This is a genomic window from Alcaligenes faecalis (genome assembly GCF_002443155.1).
Classification (GTDB): Bacteria; Pseudomonadota; Gammaproteobacteria; order Burkholderiales; family Burkholderiaceae_B; genus Alcaligenes; species Alcaligenes faecalis.
Window position 1 is genome coordinate 312,586 of sequence record NZ_CP023667.1, and the last position, 17,873, is coordinate 330,458.

Genomic DNA, 17,873 nt, shown 5'->3' on the forward strand with positions numbered 1-17,873 from the left:
GTCAGCGAGTTTTAGTTAAGGGCGCAATGCCTTGGGTCTGACGGGACCAGTAGTCAAAGGTAGCGTTCACGATGGAGGGCTTGAGCAGATAGTCGTGCGCCTCGGCCGCCAGCGTATCGTCCACAGGAGTAAGCGGGCCAAAGGCCGCTTGTGCGCGTACTTGCAGGCGTGCGGCGCGCTCCAGATATACCGACAGGTAGGTGGCTTCCTGGCAGCTCTTGCCTGCGGTCAGATAACCGTGGTGGGCCAGAATAATGGCGCGCTTGTCACCCAGCGCCTTGGAAATGATGACGCCTTCCTGATCGGCGATGGGCACGCCAGGCCATTCGCCCAGAAATGCACAGTCATTGTGCAGGGGCGTCATGTCCATTTGCGAAATCACCAAGGGTTGGCGGGCGGTGGCCAGCACCGTGGCCCAGGGCGAGTGCGTGTGGATGATGGAATTGACGTCAGGCCGAGCCTCGTAGACCCACAGGTGAAAGCGGGTGGCCGGGTTGGCCATGCCTTCGCCGCTAAGGGTGTTCAAGTCGCGGTCCACTTCAATGAAGTCTTCGGGGGTGGCCTCGTCAAAACCCAGGCCAAAGCGCAGGGTCCAGTACGCACCGGGACGCTCGGAACGGACGCTGATCTGGCCCGCCAGACCGGCTTCCTGCTCGGTCATGGCCAGGATGCGGCAGGCAAATGCCATGGTTTCGCGGGTGTCGCGCTGTACTTGTTGCAGATGAGTGGCCATCTCTTTGGTGGCGCGTTCATCAAAATAGGATTTGTCTCTGAGTGGGGTATCCATGTGCTTGTCTCCTTTGGTATGCCTCGTCGATCCTTGTGCCGACGATGGGATTCATTGTCTTGATTTACATCAAGAGGAGCTATGCGCGCTGGCTCATAGCTCCTATTCCATTTGCTTGGGGCCTTACTAAAGGAACGAGCCCGGCTGGGGCCGGGCAAGGAGGCAGGCACTGGGGCAGATCAGCCTTGACGCCAGCGGGATCGCTCGCGGCGTCGTGAGCGGGACCAGGGATGTTGCACCTTATGCGGCTGTGGCCGGGGATCGGGTGGATGGCGCGTGTCATTGCTTTCCACGGGATTGGAGTCCGGTTTAGGCGAGTCCAGAAAGACACTAATGGAACAATCGCAATCGAGGTACATGGACAGTCCTTTGTCAACGTGAAGAAAGGGGAGGCGGTACGGCGGCACCGTTGCGGGCTGGTGTGCCTCCCGAAAAAAACGTGTCGTAGCTGTCTTGCAAGGCATGCAGGATCAATTCGGGATAGTTGTCTTGCTCGGTGGGCAGACGCGATTGCAGCAACGCCAGATGCTCGTTGTCCTGCTGACCGCCCCATTGCTTGTGATAGTGACCATGCTGATAGCCACGCAGTTGACGCAAGCGGTTCAAGGCGTTCTTGCCAGCGTAGGAGTGGTAGAGCGTATCCAGGGTCAAGCCGCAAAGGCTGGCCAGTCGGGCAAAGCCGCTGAAATCAAACTGGCGCGTCTCCAGGACACGCAAGGTAAAGCGTTCCAGAGCCGACATGATGGCCGCCGAGTCGCTGGCGATGGCTGGTGCGTGCTGGAGCTGATCCAGCGCGGTGGCGGCCTCTTGCTCGCACAGATCATCCTTGGCACGCAGGACATCGCACAGGCCAAAATGCAGGATGTCGATCAACTCCAGCTGGAGCTGCGGCAGATTGCATTCACTATGCTGCCACCACTTCCAATCCAGGTAATTGGCCAGCTCTGCACATTCCACCCAGATCGCCCGGTAGTAGTCCTGCTTGGCGACCCTCCAGTCAGGATCAATCAGTTGGTTCAGTTCGGCTTGCAGAGCCAGCATTTGTTTCAGGCGGCGGGCCCCCGGGCCAGTCGGAGCGACAGTGAGTTGTTGCCCCAAACGGTGTTTTTGACGGCCTTGCTCATCAAAATTCTCGGGTGCCAGCCAGGCCTGGAAATTCGCTTTCAGGGCAGGCCATTCCTGATCGGTAATGGAGAACCAGGCTGTGTCGCGCGAGCGGCCCTTGTACACAATTGCCTGACGGAAAATACCTTCGTAGCGAAAGCCCAGTCGTCGTGCAGCCGCTTGTGAAGGAGCATTGTGTGTGTCGCACTTCCATTCGTAGCGGCGGTAGCCCAGGCCATCAATCGCATAAGCCATCAACAGGTAGTGGGCTTCGGTGGCCATGCGAGTTTGTTTCAGGGCGGGTGACCAGGCGACAAAACCCACTTCAATACAGCCGTTTTGCGGGTCGATACGCATTAGAGACAAGGTGCCCAGTGCGCGCCCTGTGACTTGCTCCACGACGGCGTAGTGCACGGCATTGCTGGCCTGGCTGATGGTGTGCAGGTGCTGATCGAACTGCGCGCGGTTGGTAAAGGGTTCTACAGACAAATAGGTCCAGTCGCGGCCATCGCTGGCGCTGCTGTAGGCCTCGTACAGGCTGTCGCCATGTTGCGCCGGGTTCACCGCTTCCAGACGGCAGTATTTGCCGTGCAGAACGCAGCGTGCTGGCTGCGGACGGGCTTGCCAATGAGGGAGCGGGGGGCCAATAGGCTGGTGATACGCGTTCAGCTGAACCATGACTTGTCTTCAATAGAAAACGCTCCAGAAATGCCAATCTGTGGCACAACTGGAGGCGGGAAAGGGAGTGTGAGGCCGGGAGACAAGAGGTGTCTTGCTAGGCCACTAATTGATTCTATTGAGCAAGTGGCTGGTTGCAGCAATCCGCTTTGCTGCTTGTTTCCAGACCGCATTGCTAAAACAGCTTTGAAACGCCCAAGAGCCAGTTATGGCGGGCCCTGGCTTAGGGCTTGAACAGCAGACAAAACTATCCTGCAGCCCAGGCACAGATGCTGAGCAGGCCGCCTGGCAGACCAAAGTGGCAGGTATTAAAAAAGCCGAGCTACCTTGCGGGTAGTCTCGGCTTGGGGTCAGGCTTCAAGCCAGAAGCTTAGAGCTGATTCAGGTTCAGACGCAGAACGCTGTCTTTGGCACCTTTCAGGTAGTGCGGGCTCTTGTCGCCATGAGGAATCTTGATGGTGACAAAAGCGGTCTGGCCGTCAGCGCTCAGAGTCACGCTGTTGGGGTGCACAGGGGCGCTGATGCGGTGTTTCACGGCCAGGGTATTGGCATCCAGAATGGTGACCGAGCCGGTGCCGGCAGGCGTTTCACGATCCACGCCACGGTTGGTGGCGATCAGTTCTTTACGAGCGTCGTTGTACACGATATCCAGCAGACCCAGACCGACTTCAGCGGTGTTTTCCACTTTTCCGGAGGTGGTGTCGAACACGTAGATCTTGCCGGTGTTGGCGTCAGCACCAAACAGTTTCTTGCCATCGGCGCTCAGCGTGATGTTCACGAAGAAGTGGCGGGAGTCTTCACGCTTGTCGCTTTTTGCATCGCCAGTGGTGAAACGCTGTTCGATAGCGCCTGTGGCCGGGTTGATGACAGCAATTTCGTCCTTGCCACCGTGGCCCACGAACAGGCGCTTGGTGTTGGCATCGTAGGCAGCGCCAGCAGGCCACAGGCCTACGTTATCGATGTTATGCAGGATGCGGCCTTCGGCACCGTCCACAATCCATACGCGGCCACCTTCAGAGGGGTTGGTCACGAAGATGCGGTTGTCCTGCTCGTCAATCACGACTTTACGGGTGTGTTCCCAGCCGCCCTTGTCTTCTTTCTGACCCAGTTGGATCAGTTGCTTGACGGTGCCGTTCAGGCTGTTGATTGCCAGCAGCGAGCCGTCCAGGGTGTTGCCCACGTACAGAGTGTGAGTTTTCTGGTTCAGGCCCAGCGCGAAGGCACGGCGCGGTAATTGGATCAGTTGCGATTCACGCAGGGTGTCCTGGTCCAGAACGTGCAGGAAGCCAGCAGCACGGTCTTCGAACAAGGGCGTGGCGGCAACAAACAACTGCTTGCTGTCCTTGGCGGCCAGAATTTCGTAGGCACCATCAATGGTGTCCTGACGGAAGGTGACCTGTGCCTGAGGGGCAGTCGCGTTAAAGGACGATGTTTGGCCCGCTTGTTGCGATTGCGGCGCGGTCTGGCATGCACTGAGCAGCAAGGCACCCATTACGGAGGCAACAATCATTTTTAAAGAGGCAGGGCGGGACGCAATCATGTATTTCCTTTGGGATTCAATAAATGAGAATCGTTACTATAACTGCTCTGTTTTATAAACTTTTCTGACTTGTCTGTCTATGTAAATACGCAAAACCCTGCGATCAAGCAGGGTTTTGAATGGCCTTTGTTTTAGTCCTGCTTGGAGCCGTTTCCAAATCGGGCTTGCCAGGCTTCATACACTTTGCGTTTTTCCGGCAAGGGCAGGTGCTCCATTTTCACGCCCTGCTTGCCAAAGTCCTGCTGCATTTTTTTGTAGAAGGATTCGGTAGACCAGCCAAAGGGCTCGCCTTCCTCATCGTCGGCGCAATACACCACGCGCTCCACGCCCGAGGCGATCATGGCGGCCATGCACATGGGGCAGGGGATGCCGCTGGCATACATGGTGCTGCCTGCATGGCTGCTGCTTTTCACGTTCTGGCTGGCAGTACGCAGCGCCTGGATCTCAGCGTGCGCGGTGGGGTCATGGGCAATGTAGGTCTCATTAACCCCTTCGGCCAGAACTTGACCATCGCGCACCAGCACTGCGCCAAAGGGCTGGCCGCCGCGGGCGACATTCTCTTCGGCGATCTGGATGGAGCGCAGCAGATAGTGTTTATCGTTCATGTTTTTCTCCTGTAGAGAAGCAAGGTTGGAATGAGCCTTGAAACCAGAGTCCCTATTTGCGCCTTGTGGGACACCTGCGGGTACAGGCGGCATAAGGGGGGCGCGCGTTCTGGTTTGGCGTGTTTGTAATGCAAAACAGCCGCTGACGGGCAGCGGCTGTTCTGTTTCATGCCCTATTAGCGATTGCCGCCAATGGTCAGGTTTGCATGACGGTTTACGTCTTTGTACAGCAAGTAGCGGAAACGGCTAGGACCGCCCGCGTAACAAGCCTGTGGGCAGAAGGCGCGCAGCCACATGAAGTCACCGGCTTCCACTTCAACCCAGTCCTGGTTCAGGCGGTAAACGGCTTTACCTTCCAGAACGTACAGACCGTGTTCCATCACGTGCGTTTCAGCGAAGGGGATCACGCCACCGGGTTCAAAGTTCACGATGTTCACGTGCATGTCGTGACGCAGGTCGGACATGTCGGTGAAACGGGTGGTGCTCCAACGGCCTTCGGTGTCAGGCATGACGCCAGGTTTCACGTCTTTTTCGTTGGTCACAAAGGCTTCTGGTGCATCCAGGCCTTCCACGCGCTGGTAGCGCTTGCGGATCCAGTGGAAGTTGGCCAGCTCGCCCGTGCGGTTGTGCAAGGTCCAGTTGGTGGAAGGAGGAATGAAGGCATAGCCGCCTTCTTCCATGATGTGCTTGGTGCCTTCCAGAACCAGTTCCAGCTGGCCCTTGACGACAAAAATCACGCCTTCGGCTTCAGGATCGGACTCAGGATTGTTGCTGCCACCCTGAGGGCCAACTTCCATGATGTATTGGGAGAAGGTCTCGGCAAAGCCGGACAGAGGACGTGCCAATACCCACAGACGGGTATTTTCCCAACCGGGCAGGAAGCTGGTCACGATGTCTTGCAGCACGCCTTTGGGCAGCACGGCATAGGCCTCGGTGAACATGGCGCGATCCGTCAGCAATTGAGTCTGAGGAGGGTGGCCACCGGGAGGGGCGTAGTAATTGACTTTGGACATGTTGATTCCCATTGAAATTCAGTAAGGAAAAATCCGTCGAACGGCACGGCGCAATCCCGGCGGCTGGCAAAAGGCACAGGCGGGATGTCGTTGTAATGCGCGGGACCAATACACCTTAACGATTGCTGGTGATATTTACAAATTAAATGTATAAATCTCTAGTATTTGATTTTTGAATGAACGGGGTTGTGGAGACTGTTGTCCGCACGCCGTAGGCTACAGCTTCACTGTTCATCCTTGTTGCGAAGCTAATATCAAGCGGTAGCCGACAATTTACTTGTGCCATAGACGGGTTTCAGAAGGGTTTTGAACGAATGGACCATCAACTATCAAGCAGTCCCAGCCTGAATCGGCCTTTGTACGACCTGGACCTGCTGCTGGCCTTGTTGACGGTGGTCGATTGCGGCAGCTTCACGGCGGCCGCCACACGTTTGCATTCCACGCAGTCCACGATCAGCCAGAAAGTACGACGCCTGGAAGAGTTGGCCGGGCTGCGTTTGCTGGACCGGGCCAGCCGGGGAGTCAGTACAACCGAGGCGGGCCAGACCCTGTTAGGTTATGCCCGTCAGATGCTGGCTCTGAATCATCAGTTGTCAGAAGCCTTGTCCGGGTCCTTGGTCACCATCTCGGTACGCCTGGGTGTGCCAGAGGACTTTACCAACGGCCAGACCATGCGGGCCTTGGCGGGTTTCAATCGCCGTTTTCCGCAGGTTCGGCTGGAGGTCAGTAGCGGTTTGAGCAGCGATTTGCTGGCTGCCTACGATCAGGGCGAGCTGGATCTTGTGCTGGTCAAACAGCGTCACAATGCCCGTGAAGCGGTTGCCTGCTTACCCGAGCAGACCGCCTGGGTGGATAGTGCGACTGATCCAGTTTTTCATCTGGACCCTATCCCGTTGGTGACCTTCCCGCGCCGTGGCGTTTATCGAGAGGAAATCATCAGCGCAGTGGAGTCCTTGGGGCGACGTTGGCGTATCAGTTTTACCAGCTCCAGTTTGAGCGGTATTCAGGGGGCGGTGGCAGACGGGATGGGGATCAGCTTGCTGCCACGACGTGCGGTGCGGGCTGATCATATTGAACTGGGGCAAGCACAAGGCCTGCCCCGTATTGATGCTTTCGAACTGGCGATCTTGCATCGGCCTCATGCTAATGACATGGTGACGGCCTTGTCTCGTGTGCTGGTGGAGATGCTGGCTCCGGAGAGTGAACGCCGCGCTTGATGATGTGGCGTTCGACTTGCGCGAGCGGGAAAGGTAGACCGGGTTCTAGCGCTTGGGTGTGACTGGATCAAAGTGCGTCATCACATCCAGCACCGGCTCTTGAGCCATGACACGCTCCCGGGCCGCTACAGCAATCTCGTGCCCTTGGGCGATGCTCAGGGTGCCATCCATTTCCAGGTCCACCTCTACCCAGATCATGTCGCCCAGCTTGCGGGTGCGCAGTTGGTGTATGCCTTCCACGCCAGGCGTTTCGCGTAAAAGCTTGGCAATACGCTCTTCGGTCTCCTGGTCGACGGCCTTGTCGGTCAGGTCGTGAAAGGCGCCGATGGAGAACTTCCAGCCCATGCGCAGGATCATCAAGCCCACCACACTGGCGGCCAGGGGATCACCCAGCGGCAAGCCTGCCAGGTTGGCCATCACCCCGACACTGACAACCAAGGAGGAAGCTGCGTCCGAGCGCGCATGCCAGGCATTGGCTACCAGCATGGTCGAGCGCAGACGTTTTGCTACGCGCAGCATGTAGCGAAACAGGAGTTCCTTGCTACAGAGCGCGATGAAGGCAATGGCCAGGGCAATAGGGTGTACGGCTTCAATACTGCTGGGATCACGCAGGGCAGAGACAGCGTTCCACAACATGCCTGCACCTACAGCCAGTAAAAGGCCGCCAATGGCCAAGGTGGCCGCCGTTTCGTAGCGCAAATGGCCATAGGGATGATCGGCGTCCGGCCCTCGGCGGCTATGGCGGTTGGCAATCAGCACCACAAAGTCCGATAGCAGGTCGGACAGGGAGTGGATGGCGTCAGCAATCAGCGCCTGCGAGTGGGCAAACAGCCCCACCACAATTTGCAGCATGCTCAAACCGATATTGACCGTGACACTGACCCAGGTGGTGCGTTGGGCACCACGGTGCCGGTCCAGATCTGAGGGGGGGATATTTTCCATGCCAAAAGGTCCTTGCGTTCAGAGCAGCAGACTGTGCATCAATACAGCGGTTTCAAGATATAGAGTGTATCGGCTTTCCTGGACAGCGGGGCGCTGAAAGGGGCTTGGCAGGCTGTTTTGAGCCTATTCTTTGGTATATGGATACAAAAAAGCCTCGCTTGGTGAGCGAGGCTTTTTTGCGTATCAGGAATGCGTCTTAATTGATGCGCATGCCAGGCTGGGCACCAGGGAAGGGCTCCAGAATATAGATGCCTTGATCCACGGCATCATCAGCGTGGCTGGCGGCCAGCACCATGCCTTCGGACACGCCAAAGCGCATCTTGCGAGGAGCCAGGTTAGCCACCAGAACCGTCAGCTTGCCGATCAGGTCGTCGGGCTGGTAAGCCGACTTGATGCCGGAGAACACTTGACGTAAACGGCCTTCGCCAGCGTCCAGGCTCAGGCGCAGCAACTTGTCCGAACCTTCCACAGCTTCGCAGCTCACAATCTTGGCAATGCGCAGGTCCACCTTGATGAAGTCCTTGATGTCGATGGTGTCGGCAATGGCTTCACCACCGGGCAGTACGACGGGGGCCGGCGGGGGAGCCAGCAGCTCGTCCACCATGGCGCTGTCTACACGCTGCATCAGGTGCTTGAAGGGGGCGATGTGATCGGGCAGGGCGGCCACGTCATCCCAGACAAAGCTGCGATCCAGACCGAAGAGCTCGCGGGCAACGCGATCAGTCAGGGTGGGCAAAATGGCGGTCAGCATGACGGACAAGCCCTTGAAGCCAGCCAGGGTGCGCGAGCAAATATCTTGCAGCGCATCTTTCTGGGCTTGCTCGGCAGTCGCAATGCCTTTGGCCATGACCCAGGGCTGGGCTGTATCGAACGCCTGGTTGATGATGTCGGCCTGGGCCATGATCTGGCGTACGGCACGGCCGTATTCGCGGCTTTCCAGATCGGCGCGGACTTTCTCGGCAACTTCCTTGAGCTGGTGTTGCAGCTCGGGGGTGTCGCCCTGGTAAGCCAGCTTGCCATCAAAGTGCTTGCTGATGAAGTTGGCGGCACGGCTGGCGATGTTGACGTATTTACCAATCAGGTCGCTGTTGACGCGGGCAATGAAGTCGTCAGGGTTGAAATCCATGTCCTCAACGTGCGAGTTCAGCTTGGCGGCCATGTAATAGCGCATCCATTCGGCATCCATGCCCAGTTCCAGGTAGCGCAGAGGCGAAATGCCGGTGCCACGGCTCTTGGACATTTTTTCGCCGCTAACGGTGATGAAACCGTGCACGTTCAATGCGTCAGGCACTTTACGGCCGGAGAACTTCAGCATGGCAGGCCAGAACAGGGCGTGGAAGTACACGATGTCCTTGCCGATGAAGTGGACCTGCTCGGTATTGCCTTCAGGGTCCAGCAAGGCGTCAAAGTCCAGACCGGCTTTGGCGCAATAGGCTTTCAAGGAAGCCAGGTAGCCCACAGGCGCGTCCAGCCAGACGTAGAAGTACTTGCCGGGAGCATCAGGAATCGGGATGCCGTAGTAAGGCTCGTCGCGGGAGATGTCCCAATCGTTCAGGGAGGCTTCAGCGCCTTCGCCTGTACCCAGCCATTCGCGGGTCTTGCCCAGCACTTCCGATTGCAGACGTGGCTTGCCCTGGGCGTTCTTGCCCGTGGTCCACTCTTGCAAGAAGGCCACGCAGCGCGGGTCGGACAGACGGAAGAAGAAATGTTCCGAAGTCTTCAACACCGGACGCGCATTGGTCAGGGTGGAGTAAGGCTCGATCAGTTCGGTAGGAGCGTAAACCGCGCTACAGACTTCGCAGCTGTCGCCGTACTGGTCCTTGGCGTGACACTTGGGGCACTCGCCCTTGATGTAACGATCGGGCAGGAACATGCCTTTGACCGGATCGTAGAACTGTTCGATGGTGCGGGTGTCAATAAAGCCGGCGCTTTTCAGCGTGCGGTAGATATCCTGGGCCAGCTCGACGTTGTCTGGCGAGTCCGTACGGTGCCAGTGGTCGAACTTGACGTTAAAACCGTTCAGGTAGGTGGGGCGTTCGGCCGCAATCTTGTCCACCAGTTGGGCGGGGGTAATGCCAGCGCTTTCTGCCTTGAGCATGATGGGCGCGCCGTGGGCGTCGTCCGCACACACAAAATGCACAGTATGTCCCGACATTCGCATGGACCGAACCCAGATGTCGGCCTGGATATATTCCATGATGTGGCCGATGTGAAACGAGCCGTTGGCATACGGCAGGGCGGTCGTAACAAATATCGTTCGTGACATGACTTAACAAAATAAAAGAGAAAGGGAACAAGGATTCTACGGTCTATTGCGCACTTGTGCTGCGCCAGACAGAGGAATGTCCACGGGCAAAATGCTGATTGGCCATTGCGAATGATACAAATGCACACACCCTGAGCCTTTGACGACTCAGGGTGTTCGGGGGCAATGCCTAATCAGCGTTGCTGCTCGCCAAATACGTGGCGCACAGTCAAGAACTGTTAAGGAATCTCGCGCATCTCGATGTCGGTAACATCACGCGAACGTGGTGCAGTCGACTGTTTGCTGGTAGCGGCAGGGCGGCGGCGCTGGTCCCAATAGGCTTTGACGCCGAAAGGACGGCCACTAATACGCGCCACAATGTATAAAATGCCGATCGCAATAGCGGTAGAAACCATGAAGATAAACGCCATGATTGCACCGAAAATTGTCAGCAAGACAAAGAGGGCTGTGCGGATAATCTGGTTAAATGTGTTCATAGGGTTAGTATGACATCATAAGTGTAAAAAAATTCCTCTTGAACCGCTAATTTTCTGGTTTAAAGGTATGGTGATGTTTCTTTATATCAAGGTTTTGGATAAATGACAGTGAGTTCCGAGCGCGTGTTGCAAGCCCTGGCGAATGTGACCGATCCCAACACGTTAAAGAAGTTATCGGTCGATGCGGGTCGATGCGAACTGAGCATTGACCAGAACCAGGTTGAGCTGACTTTGCATCTGCCCTACACGGCTTATGACATTCAGGGGCAGCTGCGCGAACGTATCGAGCAAGCCTTGGCGGGCGTGGGTGCCACCCTGTCCAAGCTGCATTTGAGCCCTCGCATCGGGATACATGCCGTGCAGGAAGGCTTGCGCCCTATGCCCAATATCCGCAACATTATTGCGGTGTCCTCGGGCAAGGGCGGTGTAGGCAAGAGTACAACCTCGGTGAACCTGGCCTTGGCCCTGCATATGCAAGGCGCGCGTGTCGGTTTGCTGGACGCGGATATTTATGGTCCCAGCGTGCCCACCATGCTGGGTCTGCACGAGCGCCCGCGCAGTGCGGACGGCAAGATGATGGAGCCCTTGATTGGTCACGGTCTGCAAGCCAACTCGATTGGTTTCCTGCTGGACGAAGACGCTCCTGCGATCTGGCGTGGCCCGATGGCCACCCAGGCACTGACACAGCTGCTTACACAAACGCGTTGGGACAATCTGGACTATCTGATCATCGACATGCCTCCGGGCACGGGTGATATCGCGTTGACCTTGTCGCAAAAAGTGCCATTGACCGGTGCCGTTATTGTGACCACGCCTCAGGATCTGGCCCTGATCGACGCCAAGCGCGGCTTGAACATGTTCCAGAAGGTGAATGTGCCTGTCCTGGGTATTGTGGAAAACATGTCGGTCCATATCTGCTCGAACTGTGGTCATGCTGACCCGGTCTTCGGTCAGCATGGTGGTCGCGATATGGCCAGCCAGTTCAACGTGCCTTGGCTGGGTGCCTTGCCGTTGGCAATGAGCATTCGGGCTCAGACCGATTCCGGTACCCCAACCGTGATTGCCAGCGCGGACAGCCCCGAGGCTCGCCTCTATCACGAGATTGCCAATCGCGTTTCGGCTAACTTGTCGCAACTTCCTCCAGACACGTCGGGGCAGCGCCCCAAGGTTGTTCCTCGTCCTCTTTGAGTACGTATGCGCAAATCCGGCTTTTGCCTGTTGTTCTCGATAGTCCTGAGCCCTGCAGTTTGGGCTCAGTCTTCTGTTCCCGATGTCATTATTGATCCGGGGGGCGTGCCTCCCCAGGCGCTGAAGGAGATTCAGCGTGCGGTCAGCGCAATCACGCGTCTGGCTGAAGATCAGGACTTGGGGGAGGTGACGCGTCTGCGTCGCCGTGCCCACGATGCGACCGTTTCAGCCTTGCAAACGCAGGGCTATTTTGATTCAGTCGTCACGCTGGAGGTGGGTGAAGACTCCAATGGCGAGTATTGGGACATCATCATCCGTCCGGGCGAAATCACGCGGGTGCGCGACATCGATCTGGACTTCAAGGGCAAGATTCAGGAGCCGGAATACCAGGTGCGTCTGGAAGGCATCAAGGCCAGCTTCCCCTTGAAGAAAGAGGATCCTTTCCTGAACTCGGTCTGGGCCTCGGCCAAGGCGGATTTGCTGGAAAGCGTACAGCGTCAGGATTTTTATTACGCTCGTTATATAGACACGCGGGCAACGGTACTGGCTGATGAGGGGGTGGCCGACCTGTCCCTGAAAGTGGATAGTGGGCCGCGGGTTCGCATGGGGCCTCTGGAAACCACCGGCCTGAAGCGTGTTCCCCAGTCACTGGTGGATCGCTACGTGCGCTATACCCCTGGTGATCCTTACGATCAGGACAAGCTGGACGAGTGGCAGCAATCCTTGGCGGCCACTACGTTTTTCCGGGGCGCCTTTGTCACGCTGGACGAAGGGGATGGCAAAAAGAAAGAGCTTCCTGACGGAGATGTGGAGTTGCCTGTGCGGGTGCGCGTCACAGAGGCACCGGCCCGCCAGTTCACCGGCTCTTTGGGCTTTGATAGCGATCACGGTGTTCGAGCTGAAGCCCTTTACCGTAAAAACATTGTGTTTGGACTGCCGATCTGGTCCGAGGCCGGTATCGGCGTGGATAAAAAGCGCCAACGTGCTTTTTATGACATTCACTTGCCACCCACACTTAGTGGCTACAAGAACAGTTTTGGGGTGTTGTACGATCGCTCCGACATTGAAGGCCTGGACACCGAACGTGCCGCCTTGGGTTGGAAGCTGCGCCAGGAACGGCAGGCTGCTGGCAATAGCCGGGTGGAGTACGAAACCGAATGGGGTGTGCTGGGTGCCTGGGACAAGACCAAGATTTCTGGTTTGCCCACCCGTGAAACACCTTCCGCGATTGCCACCTGGCAATGGCTGCGTCGGGACGTGGACAAGAAGTACGATCCGCGTGAAGGCAATCTGATCGATTTTGGTGTGGGCGCGGGTATCACCTTGGACAAGGGCGAAACCTTTTACCGCAGCAATCTGCGATTGCAACAGTGGTGGCCTATCGGGGATCGGGATGTACTGTCCCTGCGCGGTGAAGTCGGCAAGGTTTGGCGCATGACAGACCGGACACCGCCAGACTTCGGCTATCGGACCGGGGGTGCGCGCAGCATCCGTGGTTACAAATATCAAAGCATTGGCTTGCGTGCCAATGATGCCGTTGTAGGCGCACCTGCCATGGCAGTGGCCAGTGTGGAATACACCCACTTTTTTACCAGCATGTATGGCATGCGCGCCTTTGTGGATGTGGGTGATGCTGCATCCAGTTTTGGTGATATGGATCTGGCCTGGGGTTACGGTTTGGGCGCAGTTGTGCGCACACCGGCCGGGCCTTTCAACCTTGATCTGGCGTACGGTCAGCGAGACAAGCGTGTACGTCTGAGCTTCTCTTTGGGAATCGCATTTTAATGGCCTGGGTTCGGCGCTGGTTCCGATATTTTGCTTTGTGGGGCATTCCCTTTGTGGTGATTGCCCTGCTGCTTGTGTGCGGCTTTGTGTATTGGGTGCTGGCCAGTCAGGCCGGGACCAGTTGGGCGCTGCGCACGGCCTTGCCGTATGCGCAGGGTAGTGCACAAGGCGTGCGCGGAACAATCTGGGACGGTCTGAGTATCGACCACTTGGTCCTGAGCTTGCCGGATACCCATGTCGATATCGAGCGTTTGCGCTTGCAGGCCAACTGGAAAGAGTTGTGGGAGCGCCGTTTGCATGTGGTGGAATTAAGCGCCCATAAAGTGGATGTGGCCTTGACCTCCTCGGACGAGCCCAAATCTGACGAACCCTTCAAGATGCCTGAGCTGCCCATCAGTATTGCCGTGGACAAACTGGCCCTGGGCCAGTTCTTGCTCACGCAAGATGGCACTCCCTTGCCGGTAGCCATTGCGGATTTGTCCTCGGCCCTGGCTGTGGATTCCGACAGCGCACAACTGCGCCTTTACGATTTGATGGTGGCCAATGAGTCCATCCGCGCTGGTTTTCAGGGCGAAGTGGAGCTGGCCGGTCTGGAAGCGCCTTATCCGGCGCGAGCCGATATACAAATCATCGCCCGTGGCTTGACGGCGGATTCGCCCATTTGTGCGAAGCAGTATTTGCCGGCTTATGCAGAGCAATCGAAGTCCGGCAAACCTGCCGCGAAGGTAGTAGTGGATCAGTCCAAACAAACAGCCGCTGCTGAAACGGTCAAGACCAGTGCCAAGGCTGCTGCAGCTCCCGCTGCTGCGCAAGCGGACAAGCAGACTGCAGATAAAACAGCAGAAAAATCATCGAAAAAAACGTCGGAAAAGGCAGCAGAGCAAAGTACCGAACTTGCAAAGATTGCGACAACACAGCAAGGTCAATCTGAGGCCAGCGCATCGAGTCATGAAACTCCTGCTAGCCAGCCAGTCGACCAGCCTGTAGATGCCCATAGTGTCGCCGGAGTCAGCAGCTCCGAACCTGGGGGCAGTGCAGGTCTTGTTGATGAGGAACGTATTCAGGAGCCGGTTGCTGTTCCTGAACCCGAGCCTTTGCCTGATTGTGTGGTCAACGCTCAAATCACCTTGAATGGCTCTCTGGAACAAGCCACCTTGCTGCTCAAGGGGCATGGCCAGGGCTATAGCCTGGATGCCAGTGCAGATTTGAGCCCGCTGGATACCGTGCCAGTGCGCCAGGCCAAACTGGCCGTGAAGCTGCCGGACGAGTCCTCGCTGGATGCAGACTTTGCCTGGGATGCCACTCAGGAAGGTGTGCATGTCCAGGATCATTTCAAAGGTCAGTTCAGCAGCGACAAGCTGGACTTGCATGCATTACTAGGCGATGTGTTGCCCGATGCCCTGATCAATAGCCAGGGCAAGTTTGATGTGGTGCTGGCCGATAAAGAGCAAATACTCTCTGCGGACGTTGATGTTCAACTGCTGCAAGGCAGCCGCTGGAACAAGCAGTCGGCGATAGGGCAGATCAAGGCAAAAGCCTCCGCACCGGCACAACCGGGCGCGCCTGACTGGTGGCGTCAGTTGAGCTTGAGCGATGTCCTGACTGATTTGAAAGTCGGCGACAACCAGGTGCTCTTGAAGGGCGATCTGGGCATAAGCGGCACGGCGGCGCTGGACTTGCAAGTCAATATGCCTAAAGCAGAGCAGTTGTGGCCCGGCCTGGAGTTGGGCAAGGCATCAGCACAAGGCCAACTGCGAGGTGACGTGTCGCGTCACACCTTGCAGCTAAAAGGCCAATATGATTTGGGCGGAAAAGAAAGTGGGCAATTGGGCCAGGGTAGCGCGCAAGCTGATCTGGCTTTGGAAGGCGGCTGGCATTTCGCCGATCAGGGCAAGGCAGCTTACTGGGATGGCAAACTAAGCCGCTTGCAGGCCGACCACGCAGGTTTGGCTGTGCGTTTGCAGTCGGCCATGCCACTGCGCTTTACCGATGCACTGCGCGCACCAGAGCCTGCGCAGCAAGAATCCCTTGCCAAGACAGATACGACGTCCGCCGTCCAACCAGAACCAGAGTCCACGGCGGCTCCGGCCTTGGTGAATGAAGATGCCACGCCCGCTGAGGTGGAGCAGAGTGCAGGTAATAGTGCGGCAGTCAATACGGCAGATGGAAGCGGTGCCACAACATCCGACAAAGCGGCAGCTGTCGAGGGTGATGTTGCCGCGGCGCGTGCTGCCCCACCGCCACTGGAACCCTGGTCGTTACGCGTGGGCGCGGCTACTTTGAGCACTACCGTCGATGGTGAGCCCTGGATCAATCTGCGCCATCAGGAATCCACGTATCAGCCAGGACAGTGGACCAGCCGGGGTGAATTGCTGGATCTGGTTTTGTCCGAGCCTCGCATCGCACGTTTGTTGCGCAAGGTAGGGGTGCAGGAGAACCCGGAGAAAGCCAAAGGGGGCGGGGTCACGATTGCCAAGCACAAGAAAACCCAGCCCCCTGAAATTGATATCAAGGCCCGTTGGGATTTGAAGTTCAATGGGGCCCTGGCTGGGCAGGTGAGAGTGGATCGGGTTGCCGGTGATGTGCAGGTTTTTGCCGATCCCCCAATGTCCTTGGGTCTGGAAGACCTGAGCGTCGTTATCAATGCCAAACCCACTTCGGCCACCAGCAGCCGCGTGGATGCGCAGCTGGATGTGCGCACCAAGGAAATGGGCTATGTCACGGCCAAGGCGCAGACCCCCATTCATGGACTGGCAATCAACGAAAATGATCCCAAGTCTGTCAGCATCAAAGCCAATATCGACGACCTGGGCTGGACGCGCTTGTTCCTGGGCGATGCCATGGAACTGGGCGGACGTCTGAACGCGGATGTGGATATCAATATAGGCGCGAAATGGGCCTGGACCAGCCGTGGTACAGTCACTGGCCGCGAGTTGCGCTTTACCCGCCTGGACGACGGTATCCGTCTGATCGACGGGCAACTGGATGCCAGTTTTGATGATGATGTTTTCCGTCTGGATTCGCTGACTTTCCCGGCCCGCCCACGAGTCGAGCCACAAGAGTGGCGTACGGCCACCTGGTTAAAGGAAAGCCCGGATGCCAAGGACGGCAAGCTGACGGTTTCCGGGCAATGGAACCTGAGCACGCAGCAAGGGGCGTTTGACGTCGATATTTTCCGCTTCCCGATTTTGCAGCGTTCGGATCGTTACGCCATGATGTCCGGCAATATCAATCTGGACATGGAATTGCCGCGCATTGCCATTACCGGCAAGGTGGTAGCTGATGCGGGCTGGTTCAACCTGGACATGCTCGGTGGCATTCCTACTGTTGATAGTGATGTGGTGATTGTGCGGGCAGGGGATGAGCCAGCCCCCGAGCCCTCCCAGGCCGCAACCGACATGAGCATGGAAATTGATGTGGACCTGGGGCCGCGCTTTTACCTGACGGGCTACGGCGTGAACTCCGGTCTGGTGGGCAGTTTGCGGGTCACCATGATTGGCGGCAAGCTGACTGGCATGGGAGCCTTGCGTACTCGTGGGGGCCGCATTGAACTGTATGGCCAGAAGCTCTTGCTCAAGCGCGGAACCGTGACCTTCCAGGGCGATATCACATCCCCTATCCTGGACATTGAGGCCTTGCGTACCGGCCAGGCTGTGGAAGCAGGTGTTAAGGTGGCCGGTACGGCACGCAAGCCCCGCATCGATCTGGTGTCCTATCCTGAAGTCAGCGAAGTTGAAAAATTGTCCTGGCTATTGCTGGGTCATGGGCCGGATGATTCCGGTGGCGACATGGCCTTGCTGCTTAGCGTGGGTACGTCCTTCCTGGGCGATGGTGAGCCCTTCTACCGCAAGTTCGGGATTGATGAAGTGGCCATGCGCTCGGGCGACCTGGGCAGTGCCGGTAGCATTTTGCCGGTGGAAAGTGTGGTCAAATCCCTGAACAGCGGCACCAGTAATGAAGAGCGCAAGTTCATTGCCATTACCAAAGCCTTGACGGCGGATATCTCGGTCAGCCTGGAGCAGGCCATGGCCGATACCGGCACCGTAGGCCGGGCCAGTTACCGACTGGCTCGTGGTTTGACCGCCGAGCTGAGCGCCGGAACCGTTAATGGTCTGGCCCTGATTTACCGCTGGTTCTCTCCGGAGTAAGACAGCGCAGTTTGACGCAGTACAGGCCGATTTGTGGCGCAAATGACATATTTGCGCCACAACTGGCTTGTGTGTGTATCTAAACGATAAAATAACCGGTTACTGATTTAAGGCGGCTAATTTC

12 protein-coding genes are annotated in these 17,873 nt (G+C 57.3%); 4 read left to right on the forward strand and 8 right to left on the reverse strand.

Translation table 11 applies throughout. From position 1 onward, the window contains the following. Nucleotide 1: 1 nt before the first annotated feature. The 5 genes from CPY64_RS01470 to CPY64_RS01490 form a co-directional block, all read right to left on the reverse strand. The gene (locus tag CPY64_RS01470; protein ID WP_026485007.1) at nt 2-787 is read right to left on the reverse strand and encodes an aldolase; all 786 of its coding nucleotides are present in this window, start codon (nt 785-787) and stop codon (nt 2-4) included. Between the two features lie 372 nt (nt 788-1,159). Then, nucleotides 1,160-2,569 carry a GNAT family N-acetyltransferase gene (locus CPY64_RS01475; RefSeq protein WP_042482886.1) on the reverse strand — a complete coding sequence of 470 codons (1,410 nt, stop codon included), beginning with the start codon at nt 2,567-2,569 and terminating at the stop codon, nt 1,160-1,162. A 370-nt stretch (nt 2,570-2,939) separates the two neighbouring features. After that, nucleotides 2,940-4,109, reverse strand: coding sequence for a YncE family protein (locus CPY64_RS01480; RefSeq protein ID WP_042482889.1), 1,170 nt, complete (start codon nt 4,107-4,109; stop codon nt 2,940-2,942). A gap of 131 nt (nt 4,110-4,240) precedes the next feature. After that, nucleotides 4,241-4,714 carry a nucleoside deaminase gene (locus CPY64_RS01485; protein ID WP_042482892.1) on the reverse strand — a complete coding sequence of 158 codons (474 nt, stop codon included), beginning with the start codon at nt 4,712-4,714 and terminating at the stop codon, nt 4,241-4,243. Nucleotides 4,715-4,890: 176 nt separating this feature from the next. Beyond that, the gene (locus tag CPY64_RS01490) at nt 4,891-5,727 is read right to left on the reverse strand and encodes a bifunctional allantoicase/(S)-ureidoglycine aminohydrolase (protein ID WP_042483533.1); all 837 of its coding nucleotides are present in this window, start codon (nt 5,725-5,727) and stop codon (nt 4,891-4,893) included. Nucleotides 5,728-6,041: 314 nt separating this feature from the next. Between CPY64_RS01490 and CPY64_RS01495 the strand changes: the two genes are divergently transcribed. Then, a complete protein-coding gene (locus CPY64_RS01495; protein WP_042482895.1) occupies nt 6,042-6,944 on the forward strand; it encodes a LysR family transcriptional regulator in 903 nt (300 codons plus the stop codon). 45 nt (nt 6,945-6,989) lie between these two features. On the opposite strand, the gene CPY64_RS01500 is transcribed toward CPY64_RS01495, so the two are convergent. From CPY64_RS01500 to CPY64_RS01510, 3 genes are all read right to left on the reverse strand, one after another. Further along, complete coding sequence (locus CPY64_RS01500; RefSeq protein ID WP_042482898.1) at nt 6,990-7,886, reverse strand: cation diffusion facilitator family transporter; 897 nt, start codon at nt 7,884-7,886, stop codon at nt 6,990-6,992. 196 nt (nt 7,887-8,082) lie between these two features. Further along, complete coding sequence (gene metG / locus CPY64_RS01505) at nt 8,083-10,152, reverse strand: methionine--tRNA ligase (RefSeq protein WP_042482901.1); 2,070 nt, start codon at nt 10,150-10,152, stop codon at nt 8,083-8,085. Nucleotides 10,153-10,370: 218 nt separating this feature from the next. Next, nucleotides 10,371-10,628: a hypothetical protein gene (locus tag CPY64_RS01510; RefSeq protein ID WP_042482904.1), complete on the reverse strand. Its 258-nt coding sequence runs from the start codon at nt 10,626-10,628 to the stop codon at nt 10,371-10,373. Between the two features lie 102 nt (nt 10,629-10,730). On the opposite strand from CPY64_RS01510, the gene apbC reads away from it, so the two are divergent. Genes apbC through CPY64_RS01525 form a run of 3 tightly spaced genes read left to right on the forward strand, consistent with a single transcriptional unit; the run spans nt 10,731 to nt 17,749 of the window. Then, a complete protein-coding gene (gene apbC / locus CPY64_RS01515; RefSeq protein WP_042482907.1) occupies nt 10,731-11,816 on the forward strand; it encodes an iron-sulfur cluster carrier protein ApbC in 1,086 nt (361 codons plus the stop codon). A gap of 6 nt (nt 11,817-11,822) precedes the next feature. Then, on the forward strand, nt 11,823-13,601 hold the full coding sequence (locus CPY64_RS01520; RefSeq protein WP_042482911.1) for an autotransporter assembly complex protein TamA: 1,779 nt from the start codon (nt 11,823-11,825) through the stop codon (nt 13,599-13,601). Then, nucleotides 13,601-17,749, forward strand: a complete 4,149-nt coding sequence (locus CPY64_RS01525) for a translocation/assembly module TamB domain-containing protein (protein WP_042482914.1) — start codon at nt 13,601-13,603, stop codon at nt 17,747-17,749. The genes CPY64_RS01520 and CPY64_RS01525 overlap by 1 nt, the downstream gene beginning before the upstream one ends. The last annotated feature ends 124 nt before the right edge of the window (nt 17,750-17,873 follow it).